The organism is Alsobacter ponti, from assembly GCF_024294805.1.
GTDB classification, from domain to species: Bacteria; Pseudomonadota; Alphaproteobacteria; order Rhizobiales; family Beijerinckiaceae; genus Alsobacter; species Alsobacter ponti.
On record NZ_JANCLU010000001.1, the window covers coordinates 245,399 to 260,075 of the forward strand.

Below are 14,677 nucleotides of genomic sequence, written 5' to 3' on the forward strand. Positions count from 1 at the left end.
GTGCGACATGACGGTCGAAGACCACGACATCGACGCGGCGCGGGTCGCCGAGCGCGTGGAGCGGCGCTGGGCGACGCTGTCGATCGCCATCATCGTCGTGCTCGCCGGCGCGGCGGCGTTCGCCGGCATTCACAAGGCGACCATGCCGCAGGCCCGGGTCGAGACCGTCGAGCCGCAGACCATCCACCTTTCCGGCGAGTTCACCGAGGCCAATCTCGGAAGCGCGGCGGAGCCGGACGGCTCGGTGACGGTGCGCGCGGTCGGCCAGCAATACAGCTTCACGCCGCAGTGCATGGTCGTGCCCGTCGACACGCCCGTGCTGTTCCGCGCAACGAGCCCGGACGTCGTGCACGGCTTCCTCATCCAGGGCACCAACGTCAACACCATGCTCGTGCCGGGCTACGTCTCGCAGATCCCGGCGCGGTTCAGCCGGACCGGCGACCACCTGATGCCCTGCCAGGAGTTCTGCGGCGTCGGGCACGAGGGCATGTGGGCCAAGGTGAAGGTCGTCACCCGCGACGAGTTCCTGCGGATGAGCGCCGGCAACAGGAGGGTCGCCTGTGTTGACTAGCCGGAGGCTGATCCTCGCGCATTTCTGGCTGGCGTTCGCCGTGTTCGGCTTCGCGCTGGTGCTGGGCGCGTGGCAGATGTTCGTGCGCAGCCCCCTGCACACCTGGATCAGCAATCCCGAGTGGTACTACCGGTCGCTGACCGCCCACGGCACGGTCATGGGCTACGTCTTCCCCACGCTGGTGGCGATGGGCTTCGGCTACGCCATCAGCGAGGTCTCGCTCGGCCGGCCGCTGGTCGGAAGGCGGTGGGCCTGGGCGGGCTTCTGGCTGATCGCGGTCGGCGCGGTGATGGCGATGATCCCCGTGGCGCTCGGCCGCGCCTCGGTGCTCTACACCTTCTACCCGCCGCTGATCGGCAACCCCTTCTATTATCTCGGCATCGTGCTCGTCGTGGTGGGCTCCTGGATCTGGGTCGCCCTCATGTCGATCAACCTGCGCGTCTGGAAGCGGGACAATCCCGGCGTCGCCGTGCCGCTGCCGATGTTCGCCAATGTCGCGGGCTCATATCTCTGGGCGTGGACCGCGGTGGGCGCGGCGCTGGAATTGCTGCTGCAGATCCTGCCGGTCGCCTTCGGCCTGCGCTCGACCATCGACGCCGGGCTGTCGCGCGTCTTCTTCTCGTGGACGCTGCACGCCATCGTCTATTTCTGGCTGATGCCCACCTACATCGCCTACTACACGATCGTGCCCCGGGCCATCGGCGGCAAGATCTACAGCGACACGATGGCGCGGATCTCGTTCATCCTGTTCCTGGTCGTGGCGATGCCGATCGGCATGCACCACACCTTCGCCGACCCGCAGGTCGGCGCGGGCTTCAAGTTCATCCACTCGGCCTTCACGGCGCTTGTGGCGCTGCCGACGCTGCTCACCGTCTTCACCATCTGCGCGTCGGTCGAGATCGCCGCCCGCATGCGCGGCGGGCGCGGGCCGTTCGGCTGGATCGGCGCGCTGCCGTGGTCGAACCCGATCATGATGGCGGTGGCGTTCTCGTTCGTGATGCTCGGCTTCGGCGGCGCCGGAGGCCTCGTCAACATGAGCTACCAGCTCGATTCCTCGATCCACAACACGCAGTGGATCACCGGGCACTTCCACCTGATCTTCGGCGGCGCGATCGTCATCATGTACTTCGCCATCGCCTACGACCTGTGGCCGCATCTGACGGGCCGCGCGATGCGCGACCTGCGCTTGATGCGCGTGCAGCTGTGGCTGTGGTTCGTCGGCATGATCGTGACGACCTTCCCGTGGCACTGGGTCGGCATTCTCGGGATGCCACGGCGAATGGCGTATTACGACTACGCCGATCCCGCCATCGCGCCGCAGGCCCTCTCGGTCGCGCTGTCCGCCGTCGGAGGCTTCATCCTGCTCGCCTCAGGCCTGCTGTTCATCCTCGTGCTCCTGCGGGCGCAGCGGGCCCCGCGGGAGGACGCCGGCGCGTACCGCTTCGCCGCCGCGTTGCATCCGCCGGTGCTGACGCCGGCGCTCAACAGCTACGCGCTGTGGATCGCGCTGATGGTAGGCCTGACGGTGACGAACTACGGCTTCCCCATCGCGCAGCTCGCGCTGCGGCAGGACACCTCGGTGCCGGCCGTCTACGTGGGAGCGGACCCATGAGCGAGGACAGCGTCCTTTCGCCCCGCAACGCCTGGTTCCGGCGCGCCGTCGGCGTCACCGCCGGCATCTTCGTGGCGACCGCGCTGGGCGGCTTCGTGCTGCTGCCCTACGCGCAGCCGGACCTGAAGGTCGCCGGCCTCTGGGACGCGATCTGCAGCGCCGCCGGTGTGGTGCGCACGCCCTCGGCGCAAGCCCCGGCGGAGCCCGACGCAAGGCTCACCAAGGTCGTGGTGACCTCGGCGCTTCCCGCCACGCCGGCTCCCGACGCCATCGGGCGAGGCGCGACGCTGGCGCAGCAATGCGCCATCTGCCACGGGCCCACCGGCGTCAGCCGCGCGGATTCGCCCAACCTCGCCGGTCAATACGCGGCGGCGATCTACAAGCAGCTGATGGACTTCAAGACCGGCGCGCGCGTCAACGCCGTGATGACCCCGTTCGCGAAGGACCTCTCCGAGCGCGACATGCAGGACCTCGCGTCGTATTACGCGTTCCTGCCGCGACTGCCGGGCTACCATCCGGTGCAGGAGAAGCCCGCGCCGCGCATCGTTATCAACGGCGCGCCCATGCGCGGCATCGCCCCGTGCGGGTCGTGCCACGGCGCGCTCGACAACAAGACGGGCAGCCCCTGGCTTGAGGGCCAGCCGGCCGCCTACGTGAAGGCGCAGCTGTTCGCCTTCGCCTCCGGCGAGCGGCGCAACGACATCAGCCAGCAGATGCGCAACATCGCGCGGCGCATGACGCCGGAGGAGATCCAGCTCGCGTCCGAGTGGTACGCTTCCCAGCCGTCGACGACGATTCACACGAACTGAGCTTCGCGCGCCATCGTCCTCAGGCGGCCGGCAAGCGCGGTCACGCGCGGCGGCGTTGGAGAAACGAGATGGCGTCCCTCTACGACCTCAGCGTGCCGACCTTCCTGCAGACCGTCAGAGCGCTGGGAGGTTTTCTCGGCCGCGCGGCCGCCCACTTTGCAGGCGCAGGCGTCGACCCCGACGCGTTCGTGCATACCCGTTTGTTCGACGACATGGCGCCGTTCCACTTCCAGGTCGAGGCGGCGACGCATCATGCCGTGTGGGGCGTCGAGGCTCTCAGGACGGGCGCGTTCACCCCTCCCGCCCTGGTCGGGCCGGTTCCCTTCGCCGACCTGCGGGCGATGGTCGGCAAGGCGGAGACGGCGCTGGAGGCGTTCGTCCCCGAAGAGATCGCCGCCTGCGCGGGCAAGCGCCTGGACCTCCAGATCGGCCCGCGACGGCTCGCCTTCACGGCGGAGACCTTCATTCTCTCGTTCTCCCTGCCGAACTTCCATTTCCACGCCGTCACCGCCTACAACCTCCTGCGCTCGCACGGCGTGCCGCTCGGCAAGCGCGACTACGAGGGCCGGCTGCGCACCCGTTCGTCCTGAGCCGATCCAGCCCAGGTTCGCAGTCCGTCCGGCGGCCCTGCGCGGCGTTCCAAAGCGATGTATTGTCCCGCTCGCCGATGGCGCAGATGGACCGGGGCGGGGGATGCGAACACGGACAGTGAAGCCGGACGCCGCGACAGGCCGCCAGCGGCCGCGCCTGCGCGTCGGCTTCATCCTCGCCAACAACTTCACGCTGAGCGCGCTCTCACTGTTTCTCGACACGTTGCGGCTGGCAGCCGACGAGGGGGACCTGTCGCGGCGCATCCAATGCGACTGGACGGTGATGAGCTCCGGCGCGCCATTCCTGCGGGCGAGCTGCGGCCTCGAGGTCCGGCCGGACGCCGGCCTGCTGGACCCGTCGGAGTTCGACTACATCGCCGTTATCGGCGGGGTCCTACACCGGGGCCAGCAGGTCGACGCCGAGACCGAAGCCTACCTCAAGCGCTGCGCGTCGGCGGGCGTTCCGCTGATCGGCGTGTGCACCGGGACGTTCGTGCTGGCCCGCGCGGGCCTGCTCTCCGGGCACAAATGCTGCGTCAGCTGGTATCACCACCACGACATGCTCCAGGAGTTCGGCGACGTCGAACCGGTGTCCGACCGGCTCTTCCTGATCAGCGGCGACCGCATCACCAGTTCCGGCGGGGCGGGTGTCGCGGACCTCGCCGCGACCCTGGTGGACCGGCATGTCGGCGCGTCGGCCGCTCGCAAGAGCCTCAGCATCCTCCTTTTCGAGAGCACGCGGCCGGACGACGCGCCCCAGCCCTCGCCGACCTTCATGCCCAAATCGGGCTCGCCGACCGTGCGGCGCGTGGTTTCGCTGATGGAGCAGAACCGCGAAGTTCCGCTGCCCATCGAGGCGCTGGCCTCCCGGGTCGGGCTGAGCCCCCGGCAGCTCTCGCGCCTGTTCGTCGCCGAATTCGGCCAGCCGCCCGCCGCGGTCTACCGCCGCGTGCGCCTCACCTACGGCCGCTGGCTGCTGGAGCGCTCGTCCCAGTCGGTCGCCCGAATCGCCGTCCTGGCGGGCTTCGCGGACGGGGCCCATTTCGGCCGGGAGTTTCGGCGTATGTTCGGGGCGAGCCCGGCCGAGTTCCGCAGGACGAGCGGGCGCGCCGACCGTACCGCGTCCGAGCTGCCCGCGGATCGGCGGCCGTTCTAGGAGACACCGGCCGAACCGCTCGTGGCCGAAATCTACTCCCGGAGCGTCCGTTTTCTTCTCGACCTGCCGCCCGGCTCTAGGCATCCTCTCCCGAGACAAGGGGAAGTCCATGAAGTTTTCGGCCCTCACCATTCTTCGCCAGGCGCTGGCCGGCAATCTGGGCTGGCCCGAGCAGTGGCGCTCGCCCGAACCGAAGCCGGCCTACGACGCGGTGATCGTGGGCGGCGGCGGACACGGGCTGGCCACCGCCTACTACATGGCCAAGGAACACGGCATGCGGAACATCGCCGTCGTCGAGCGCGGATGGCTCGGCGGCGGCAACACGGGCCGCAATACGACGATCATTCGCTCCAACTATTTGTGGGAGGAGAGCGAGGGGCTGTACGAGCACGCCCTCAAGCTGTGGGAAGGCCTGTCGCAGGAACTCAACTACAACGTCATGTACTCCGCGCGCGGCGTCATGATGCTCGCCCACAACGTGCACGACGTGCAGGTCTTCAAGCGGCACGTCCACGCCAACCGGCTCCAGGGCATCGACAACGAATGGCTGACGCCGGAGCAGGCCAAGGCGTTCTGCCCCATCCTGAACATCGAGAAGGGCATCCGCTATCCCATCGTCGGCGCGGCGCTGCAGCGGCGCGGCGGCACGGCCCGGCACGACGCCGTGGCGTGGGGCTATGCCCGCGGCGCGTCGGCGCTCGGCGTCGACATCATCCAGAATTGCGAGGTCACGGGGATCGACCGCGACGCCTCGGGCGCGGTCTCGGGCCTGCGCACCACCAAGGGCGACATCCGCACCCGCCGCATCGGCGTGGTGGCGGCCGGGCACACCAGCGTGGTGATGGCCATGGCCGGGGTCCGGATGCCGCTGGAGAGCTACCCGCTTCAGGCGCTGGTGTCCGAGCCGGTCAAGCCGATCATGCCCTGCGTCGTCATGTCCAACACGATCCACGCCTACATGTCGCAGTCCGACAAGGGCGAGCTGGTGATCGGCGCGGGCACCGACGCCTACACGTCCTACTCGCAGACCGGCGGGTTGCACATCGCGTCCCACACGCTCGACGCCATCTGTGAGCTGTTCCCCGTCGTGCGCCGCATGCGCATGTTGCGCAACTGGGGCGGCATCGTCGACGTCACGCCGGATCGCTCGCCGATCATCGGCAACACGCCGGTGCCGGGCCTGTTCGTGAATTGCGGCTGGGGCACGGGCGGCTTCAAGGCGACGCCGGGCTCGGGCCATGTCTTCGCGCACACCGTGGCGCGCGGCGAGCCGCACCCGATCAACGCCGCCTTCACGCTCGACCGCTTCCGTACTGGCCGCCTGATCGACGAGGCCGCCGCGGCGGCCGTGGCGCACTGAGAGATCGCCCCATGCTCCTCATCCGTTGCCCGGTCTGCGAGATGGACCGCCCCGAACTCGAGTTCCGCTATGGCGGCGAGGCCCATATCGCCCGGCCCCTCGACCCCTCCAAGGTTTCCGACGAGGAATGGGCCGACTTCCTCTACTTCCGCACCAATCCGAAGGGCCTGCACGTGGAGCGCTGGCGCCATACGGCCGGATGCGGCCGCTTCTTCAACGCCGTGCGCCATACCGTGACGGACAGGTTCGTGACGACCTACAAGTCCGGCGAACCCCGGCCCGACCTCGAGGCGCTGGCGCGCAAGCTGGAGTCCGCCCGATGAACGCGCCTTTCCGCACCGAAGCCGGGGGCCGCGTCGACCGCGCGCGGCCCCTGAGCTTCACCTTCGACGGCAAGTCCTACCCGGGATTTGAGGGCGACACGCTCGCGTCGGCGCTCCTCGCCAACGGCGTTCATCTCGTCGGACGCTCGTTCAAGTACCACCGTCCGCGCGGCCTGTTGTCGGCCGGGGCCGAGGAGCCGAACGCCCTCGTCGGTGTGGGGCGCGGCGGGCGCTACACGCCCAACCTGCGGGCGACGCAGGTCGAGCTGTTCGACGGCCTGGTGGCGGAAAGCCAGAACCGCTGGCCGTCGCTCGGCTTCGACGTCGGCGAGGTCAACGATCTCGCTCCGGCGGGGCTTCTCTCCGCCGGCTTCTACTACAAGACCTTCATGGCCCCGGCCGGGGCGTGGAAGTCCGTGTTCGAGCCGATCATCCGCAAGACGGCCGGTCTCGGCGTCGCGCCGCAGGAGCCCGACCCCGACCACTACACGCACCGTCACGCGTTCTGCGACGTGCTGGTGGTGGGCGCCGGCGCGGCGGGCCTCGCCGCGGCGCTCGCGGCCGCCGGGGCTGGAGCGCGCGTCATCCTCGCCGACGAGCAGGCGGAGTTGGGCGGGGGCCTGCTCTCCGAGCGCGGCGCGACCATCGACGGGGTGGAGGCGTCCGCCTGGGCGGAGCGGACCGTGGCCGCGCTGCGGGCCAACCCCAACGTCACGCTGCTCACCCGCGCCCAGTGCTTCGGCTACTACGCCCAGAACTTCCTCGGCATCGTCGAGAGGCTCACCGACCACGCGTCGTCGCCACATCCCGACCTGCCGCGCGAACGGATGTGGAAGGTGCGCGCCAAGCAGGTCGTGCTCGCGACCGGCGCCATCGAACGGCCCTTCTGCTTCCCCGACAACGACCGGCCGGGCGTGATGCTGGCTTCAGCCGCGCGCACCTACGTCAACCGCTACGGCGTGCGGCCCGGCTCGCGCGCCCTCGTCTTCACGGCCGACGAGAGCGGCTATGCCGCCGCGCTCGACCTCGCCTCGGCGGGCTTGGCGGTCGTCTGCATCGCCGAACTGAGGGCGCAGGCCGACGGCCCCGGTGCGCGGGCCGCCCGCGCCGCCGGCCTGGCGGTGCATCCCTCGACCGTGGTGACGGGGGTGTCCGGACGGCTGCGCGTCACCGGCGCGACGCTCGGCGCGATCGGGCCTGACGGCCGCGTCACGCCCGGCCAGACGGTCGCCTGTGACCTGGTGCTGATGGCGGGAGGCTGGACGCCGGCCGTGCACCTGTTCTCGCAGTCGCGCGGCAAGCTCCGCTTCGACGAGGAGCGGCAGGTCTATTTGCCCGGCGTTTCGGCGCAGGACGAGCGCTCGGCGGGCGCGTGCAACGGCACGTTCGGCATCGCCGCCTCGCTGGCCGAGGGGTTCGCCGCGGGGGCCGACGCCGCGACGAAAGCGGGCTTCGCCGCGACCGCGCCGGCGACGCCGGACGTGAAGGGCGAGATCGTGCCGGCGGGCGGTTTCCACGGCGCGGTGCCGCATCACCGCGACCCGCAGAAGGTGAAGGCCTTCGTCGACTTTCAGAACGACGTCACCGCCAAGGACATCAAGCTCGCGGTGCGCGAGGGCATGCGCTCCATCGAGCACGTGAAGCGCTACACCACCAACGGCATGGCGACGGACCAGGGCAAGACCTCGAACATGCAGGGGCTCGCCATCGCCTCCGACGCGCTCGGCAAGCCCATGCCGCAGGTGGGTCTCACGACGTTCCGGCCGCCCTATACGCCGGTCACCTTCGGCGCGTTCGCCGGCCATTCGCGCGGTCTCGCGTTCGATCCCATCCGGCGCACGCCGACGCACGACTGGGCGGCGGCCCAGGGCGCGGTGTTCGAGGACGTGGGGATGTGGAAGCGGGCCTGGTTCTTCCCTCGACGGGGCGAGGACATGCACGCGGCAGTCGAGCGCGAATGCCGCCAGGTGCGCGCCTCCGTGGGCATCTTCGACGGCTCGACGCTCGGCAAGATCGAGGTGGTCGGGCCGGACGCGGCGGAGTTCATGAACCGGCTCTACACGAACCCCTGGTCCAAGCTCGAGCCCGGGCGGTGCCGCTACGGCCTCATGCTGAACGAGGCCGGCTTCGTGATGGACGACGGCGTGATCGGACGCCTCGCGGCGGACCGCTTCCATGTCACCACCACGACCGGCGGCGCGCCGCGCGTCCTCGCTCACATGGAGGACTATCTCCAGACCGAGTTCACCGATCTCAAGGTGTGGCTGACCTCCACCACCGAGCAGTGGGCGGTCATCGCCGTGCAGGGCCCCAACGCGCGCAAGGTGCTGGAGCCGCTGGTCGAGGGCATCGACATCTCCGCCGCGGCCATGCCGCACATGAGCCTGCGCGAGGGCCGGATTTGCGGCGTTCCCACCCGGCTCTTCCGCGTGAGCTTCACCGGCGAGCTGGGCTTCGAGGTGAACGTGCCGGCCGACTACGGACAGGCCGTCTGGGAGGCGGTGTGGGCCGAGGGCCAGAAGCACGACATGGTCGCCTACGGCACGGAATCCATGCACGTGCTGCGCGCCGAGAAGGGCTACATCATCGTCGGCCAGGAGACCGACGGCACGGTAACGCCGAACGACCTCGGCCTCGACTGGGCGATCGGCAAGGCCAAGCCCGACTTCGTCGGCAAGCGCTCCCTGACCCGCCCCGATCTGGTGAAGGCCGACCGGAAGCAACTGGTCGGCCTCCTCACCGAGGATCCCGCCGTGCTGCTGGAGGAAGGCGCGCAGGTCGCGGCCGTGGCGACGCCGGTGCGCGGCACGCCCGCGCTCGGCCACGTCACCTCCGCCTATCGCAGCCCGGCGGCGGGCCGGTCGATCGCCATGGCTCTCGTCGCCGGAGGGCGGGCGCGCAAGGGGCAGACGCTCTACGTACCGATGGCGAACGGGGCCATCGCCGTCACCGTCACCGATCCGATTTTCTTTGACCCGAAGGGCGAGCGCCTCGATGTCTGACGCCACCATCACCGCCGCTCGCCGCTCGCCGCTGTCCGCCGAGGCGAGCTCGCTCGGCGGCGTCACCCTCACGCCCGGCGCGCCGCTCCTGCGCCTGATCCTGCGCGGCGCCGAAGCCGCCGAGGCTGCCGACACGGCCTTCGGAGCCGACCTGCCGCGCCGCCCCAACCGCTCCGCCACGGCGGGAGAACGGGCGGCGCTCTGGCTCGGGCCCGACGAATGGCTGCTCCTCGCGCCCGAGTCCGACGCGGCCAGCCTGCCGGCGTCGCTCGCGAGCGCGCTGGCGCAAGCGCCGCACGCGCTCGTCAACGTGTCCCATCGGCAGACGGCGATCCTGGTCTCGGGATCCGGCGTCGAGCCGTTGCTGAACGCCTTCGTGCCGCTGGAGCTGACCGAGGCGGCGTTCCCGGTCGGCATGGCGACCCGAACGATCTTCGAAAAGGCCGAAATCGTGCTGTGGCGCACGGGTTCGGCCGCTTTTCACATTGAAGTCTGGCGGTCCTTCGCCCCCTATGTGTGGGAGCTTCTGGAAGCCGTCAGGCGCGAGAACGCAGCCAATTGAGAATCGAACGGCGAGCCTCGCTTCCCCCATCCGTCCGCGAGACCCGACATGATCAGCGCATTCGACCTCTTCAAGATCGGCATCGGCCCCTCGTCCTCGCACACCGTGGGGCCGATGAAGGCCGCCGCGGCGTTCGTGGCGGAACTCGCCGAACTCGGCGTGCCGGCCCGGATCGAGGCGGTGCTCTACGGCTCGCTCGCCTGGACGGGCAGGGGACACGGCACCGACCGCGCCGTCGTCCTCGGCCTGTGCGGGGAGCAGCCGGACACGGTGGACCTCGACCACGCCGAGACGCTATGGGCGCGGGTGCGCGAGGGCGGCGGCCTGCCGCTCGCAGGCGGCGCCGTGGTGCCGTTTCGCATGGACGACGACCTGATCCTCGACTGCGCGACGCAGCCGCCGTTGCATCCCAACACGATGGCGCTCAAGGCCTTCGACGCGCAGGGCCGGACCCTGCTGCACCAGCGCTGGTGCTCCATCGGCGGCGGCTTCATCGTGCGGGAGGGCGCCGAGGAGATTCCAAGGACGGTGACTGGAAACCTGCCGTTTCCGTATCGAAACGCGGCCGAACTTCTCTCCTTCGGCGCGGAATCCGGCCGCACCATCGCGCAGATGGCGCTCGCCAACGAAGAGGCGCTGCGTCCGCCGGGCGAGGTCGTGCAAGGTCTCGACCGGATCGGGGCGGCGATGCTGGCCTGCATCGACCGGGGCCTCGCGACGACCGGCGAGTTGCCCGGCGGCCTGAAGGTCCGTCGACGGGCGGCCGCGCTCTACGCCCGGGTCCGCGACGAGACGAGGGCGAACGACCGGCCGCTGCACGAGACAATGGATCTCCTGTCCGTCTTCGCCATGGCGGTGAACGAGGAGAACGCCGCCGGCGGGCGGGTCGTGACCGCGCCGACCAACGGCGCGGCGGGCGTCATTCCGGCGGTGCTGCGCTACTACCGCGACCGCTGCCCCGGCGCGACGGAGGAGGGCGCGCGGATTTTCCTGCTCACGGCGGCGGCGATCGGGGCGCTGTTCAAGATGAACGCCTCGATCTCGGGCGCCGAGGTCGGTTGCCAGGGCGAGGTGGGCGTCGCCTCGTCGATGGCGGCGGCCGGGCTCGCAGCGGCGCTCGGCGGCACCAACGCGCAGATCGAGAACGCGGCGGAGATCGCCATGGAGCACCATCTCGGCATGACCTGCGATCCCGTGGGGGGGCTCGTCCAGATTCCCTGCATCGAGAGGAATGCTTTCGGGGCGGTGAAGGCGGTGACCGCCGCCTCATTGGCCTTGAAGGAGGACGGATCCCACAAGATCAGCCTCGACCAGGTGGTCGCCACCATGCGCCAGACCGGGGCGGACATGCATCACAAGTACAAGGAGACGTCCCAGGGCGGACTCGCCGTCAACTGGGTCGAGTGTTGAGAAGTCCAGCCGCGGGCGCGGCCAGTCTCAGCCTCGCCGCGCGGTCGCGATGATCCTGCCAAGGACTTCGCCGAAGCGGTCGATTTCTTCGATCTTGTTGTAGTGGACCATTGAAACCCGCATACATCCGGTTTCCATCGGCAGGCCGAGGCGTTTCATCAGGCGCGGCGCGAACATGTGGCCGTCGCGGGCGCCGATGTTGTTTTTCCCCAGTTCGGCGCAAATCACCTGCGGCGTCACGCCTGGAATGTTGAAACAGATGGTGGGAACGCGTTCTTCAACGCGTGTTTCATCCTGAATTCCATACAGAACAGCGCCGTGACTCTTCAGTACTGAAATCATCTTTTTAGACAATGTCTGTTCGTAGGCGCGAATGGCGTTCATCGCGGCGGCCAGCGCGTCGCGGCGCGAGTGCTCGCCTTCCGGTAGAAATCGGCGGCCGAGATCCTCCAGGTAGTGGACGGCGGCGTTCATGCCGGCGACGTTTTCGTAGGTGAAGGTGCCGACCTCGATCTTGAAGGGCGGCACGTCGGGGATGAAGTCCTCCTTGAAGGTCGGCAGCCGCACGAGCGCGTCGTAGCGGCCCCATAGAAAACCCATGTGAGGGGAGAAGTTCTTGTAGCCCGAGCAGACGAGGTAGTCGCAGTCCCACGCCTGGACATCGATCAGGCCGTGGGGGCCGTAGTGGACGCAGTCGAGGAAGACTTCCGCGCCGGCCGCGTGGGCCAGCCGGCCGACCGCCGCGACGTCGACGATGGTGCCGATGGAGTGGGCGGTGACGGTGCAGGCGACGAGGCGCGTCCTGTCGTTGAGGAGCGGCTTCAGGTCGTCGGGATGGAGCTTGCCGTCGTCGCGCATCTTCCACCAGACGATCCTGGCGCCCTCGGCCTCCAGCGCCAGCCAGGTGGCGATGTTGGCGTCGTGGTCCATGTCGGTGACGACGATCTCGTTGCGCTGGCCGAGCATCTTGGCGATGCCAAGGCTGACGAGGCGGATGAACGAGGTGGCGTTGAGCCCGAAGGAGATTTCCTCGGGGCGGTAGGCATTGACGAGCAGGCCCACGGAGACGCGGGCCTCGGCCACCGAGCGGTCGACGCCCTGGCTGTGCAGGTAGGGCGCCATGCGCTGCACGTTGCAGTCGACGAGGTGGGCCGCCACCGCGTCGACCACCGCCTGCGGCACCTGCGCCCCGCCGGCGTTCTCGAGGAAGATGAAGTCCTTGTACTTTTGCAGCGCCGGGAACTTGGCGCGGATCTCGTCGACCGGGAAGGCTTTGGCGATGTTGTCGCCGGATGTGGTCCGCGTGGCCATCGAAGTTCTCCCGGGCGTCGTCCGCGCGATGGAATCGGAGCTGACTATCGCCACCGACTCTTAAACCGCCGCGCCGGCCAAGTCCCGCGCTTCACGTCCCGCGCTTCACGTCCCGCGCTTCAACTCCCCGCCGAGCCTACTGCCTGATGTCGGGCTCGACGAGCCGGGCGAGGTTGCGCAGCGACTCCTGCCAGCCGAGATAGCACGCCTCGGCCGGGATCACGTCCGGCACGCCGGCCTGCTCGACGTGCATCTCGACGCCGACCGACACGCGTTTCAGCGACACCGTCACCTGGATGTCGCCGGGAAGGGCAGGGTCGTCGAAGCGGTCCGTGTAGCGAACCCGCTCGCCGGGAACGAGCTCGGTGAACTCGCCGCTGAAGCTGTGGCTCTGGCCCGTCGTGAAGTTGCGGAACGACATCCTGAAGGTCCCGCCCACCCTGGGCTCCAGGTGATCGACCGTGCAGGTGAAGCCGTTCGGCGGCAGCCACTTGGCGAGGGCGTCCGGCTCGATGAAGGCGCGGTAGAGCTTGTCCGGGCTGGTCGTGAAGACGCGGTGCAGGCGAATGGTGCTGGGCATGGGCGCTCAACCTCCCTGATGTCGAAACACGCTCTTGCGCGGCCCGCGCGGTCTCGGCTCGGCCGCCGGTCGCCGCGCCGGAATAGGCGGCCCATGCGGCCGATCGATGGCTCGCCGGGCCGGCGGATCGGCCCCGGCCTCACTCGTACTCGTCCGCCTCGGCGAGACCCACCCGCGTTTCCTGGAAGAACAGCACCAGACCCCATCCGAGCGCCAGCGTCGCGAACGTGAAGAGCAGCGCGCCCCCATAGGCGTGGTGGAAGCCGAGGAACTCGGTGACGAACAGCTCCGCCAGCAGCAGGGTGGAGCACACGCCCGCCACCAGCGCGGCGGAGATCGCGTTGCTCAGCAGGCGGGCGCGCCGGCGCAGCCGCGCGAGGTCGGCCTTGAGGTCCTCGTGTTTGGGATGATCTTCGCCGAGCCGGTTCAGCTTCTGGATGCGCGCGACGACGACGTTGAGCCGGCCGGACATCAGCGAGACGAAGGCGGCGACCGCGCCCAGGAAGAACGCCGGCGCGGTCGCCTGCGAGAAGATGCTCGCCAGGCGAGCGACGTCGGGGACGAACATGGGCGCACCTTTTCGGGCGGCACGCGGCATGCGTGCATCGCTGCCATCGAACATTGCTTGAGGTTGTGGCTGCGCTCAAGCCTGCCGGGGCGGGCGGATCGGCGCAAGCGCGAGCGCCGCCCTGGCGCGGCAAGTTGTCGCAGGGGCTTTCCCGCCGCTTTCGTTCTGTTCAGTGTTTGGATCGGGGGCTACAATTATCCAGCGTTGTCTTGCGCCCGGAGGTTCCGTCAATTGAGCGGACTGGCGCCGATGACCCTCGCGCCGCCTCGCTCGGCCGCTTGTCATCGACGGCTCGTGTCCGCCACTGTCGCGGAGATCAGCCATGTCCAAATTCAGCACCCTAGCGCTCGTAACGGCCCTGGCCGCGTCCGCGCTCGTCCCCACCCAGGCCGCCGCCCAGCGGGCCGGAGGCCCGCCCGTGTATCACGGCAACCACGGTGGCTATCACGGCTACCATGGCGGCTATTACGGCGGATGGGGAGGCGGCGCGTGGGGCGTGGGCCTCGCGGCCGGGCTGGCCGGGCTCGCCCTCGGCTCGGCTCTCGCCGCCCCGGGCTACGGCTACGGCTACCCGTACTACGACGGGCCCTATGGCTACGGGCCGCGCTACGTCTACGGGCCGGCCTATGGTTACGCGCCCGCCTATGCCTACAGCAGGCCGCGCTACGTCTATTCGCCCCGCTACGGCTACGTGCCCAGCTACACGCCCGACTACGTCTACGGCCCTCGCTACGCCTACCAGCAGTGCCGCTATCCCTATGGCTGCTCGGGGACATCCTTCGGCAGCGGGCGCTGAGGACAGTTTGGCTGCTGACGCGCGGCG

14 protein-coding genes are annotated in these 14,677 nt (G+C 69.4%); 11 read left to right on the forward strand and 3 right to left on the reverse strand.

Annotated features, from left to right (window positions below):
* Positions 1–7 precede the first annotated feature (7 nt).
* From NK718_RS01230 to NK718_RS01275, 10 genes are all read left to right on the forward strand, one after another.
* Complete coding sequence (locus NK718_RS01230) at positions 8–571, forward strand: cupredoxin domain-containing protein (protein ID WP_254737765.1); 564 nt, start codon at positions 8–10, stop codon at positions 569–571.
* A complete protein-coding gene (locus tag NK718_RS01235) occupies positions 561–2,183 on the forward strand; it encodes a b(o/a)3-type cytochrome-c oxidase subunit 1 (RefSeq protein ID WP_254737767.1) in 1,623 nt (540 codons plus the stop codon). The genes NK718_RS01230 and NK718_RS01235 overlap by 11 nt, the downstream gene beginning before the upstream one ends.
* Complete coding sequence (locus NK718_RS01240; RefSeq protein ID WP_254737769.1) at positions 2,180–2,992, forward strand: c-type cytochrome; 813 nt, start codon at positions 2,180–2,182, stop codon at positions 2,990–2,992. The genes NK718_RS01235 and NK718_RS01240 overlap by 4 nt, the downstream gene beginning before the upstream one ends.
* 68 nt (positions 2,993–3,060) lie before the next feature.
* Complete coding sequence (locus NK718_RS01245; RefSeq protein ID WP_254737771.1) at positions 3,061–3,582, forward strand: DUF1993 domain-containing protein; 522 nt, start codon at positions 3,061–3,063, stop codon at positions 3,580–3,582.
* 103 nt (positions 3,583–3,685) lie between these two features.
* On the forward strand, positions 3,686–4,738 hold the full coding sequence (locus tag NK718_RS01250) for a GlxA family transcriptional regulator (RefSeq protein ID WP_254737773.1): 1,053 nt from the start codon (positions 3,686–3,688) through the stop codon (positions 4,736–4,738).
* Between the two features lie 109 nt (positions 4,739–4,847).
* Positions 4,848–6,098: a sarcosine oxidase subunit beta family protein gene (locus NK718_RS01255; RefSeq protein ID WP_254737775.1), complete on the forward strand. Its 1,251-nt coding sequence runs from the start codon at positions 4,848–4,850 to the stop codon at positions 6,096–6,098.
* A gap of 11 nt (positions 6,099–6,109) precedes the next feature.
* Positions 6,110–6,421 carry a sarcosine oxidase subunit delta gene (locus NK718_RS01260; RefSeq protein WP_254737777.1) on the forward strand — a complete coding sequence of 104 codons (312 nt, stop codon included), beginning with the start codon at positions 6,110–6,112 and terminating at the stop codon, positions 6,419–6,421.
* The gene (locus tag NK718_RS01265) at positions 6,418–9,423 is read left to right on the forward strand and encodes a sarcosine oxidase subunit alpha family protein (protein WP_254737779.1); all 3,006 of its coding nucleotides are present in this window, start codon (positions 6,418–6,420) and stop codon (positions 9,421–9,423) included. Before NK718_RS01260 ends, NK718_RS01265 begins: the two co-directional genes overlap by 4 nt.
* The gene (locus NK718_RS01270) at positions 9,416–9,985 is read left to right on the forward strand and encodes a sarcosine oxidase subunit gamma (RefSeq protein WP_254737781.1); all 570 of its coding nucleotides are present in this window, start codon (positions 9,416–9,418) and stop codon (positions 9,983–9,985) included. The genes NK718_RS01265 and NK718_RS01270 overlap by 8 nt, the downstream gene beginning before the upstream one ends.
* 48 nt (positions 9,986–10,033) lie before the next feature.
* Positions 10,034–11,395: an L-serine ammonia-lyase gene (locus NK718_RS01275; protein WP_254737783.1), complete on the forward strand. Its 1,362-nt coding sequence runs from the start codon at positions 10,034–10,036 to the stop codon at positions 11,393–11,395.
* A 27-nt stretch (positions 11,396–11,422) separates the two neighbouring features.
* Here NK718_RS01275 and NK718_RS01280 read toward each other — a convergent pair whose 3' ends face one another.
* From NK718_RS01280 to NK718_RS01290, 3 genes are all read right to left on the reverse strand, one after another.
* Positions 11,423–12,706, reverse strand: coding sequence for a cysteine desulfurase-like protein (locus NK718_RS01280; protein ID WP_254737786.1), 1,284 nt, complete (start codon positions 12,704–12,706; stop codon positions 11,423–11,425).
* Positions 12,707–12,842: 136 nt separating this feature from the next.
* On the reverse strand, positions 12,843–13,286 hold the full coding sequence (locus NK718_RS01285) for an SRPBCC family protein (protein ID WP_254737788.1): 444 nt from the start codon (positions 13,284–13,286) through the stop codon (positions 12,843–12,845).
* Between the two features lie 139 nt (positions 13,287–13,425).
* Positions 13,426–13,854 carry a DUF2721 domain-containing protein gene (locus NK718_RS01290; protein WP_254737790.1) on the reverse strand — a complete coding sequence of 143 codons (429 nt, stop codon included), beginning with the start codon at positions 13,852–13,854 and terminating at the stop codon, positions 13,426–13,428.
* Between the two features lie 322 nt (positions 13,855–14,176).
* Here NK718_RS01290 and NK718_RS01295 point away from each other — a divergent pair, with 322 nt between their 5' ends.
* On the forward strand, positions 14,177–14,650 hold the full coding sequence (locus NK718_RS01295; protein WP_305883661.1) for a hypothetical protein: 474 nt from the start codon (positions 14,177–14,179) through the stop codon (positions 14,648–14,650).
* The last annotated feature ends 27 nt before the right edge of the window (positions 14,651–14,677 follow it).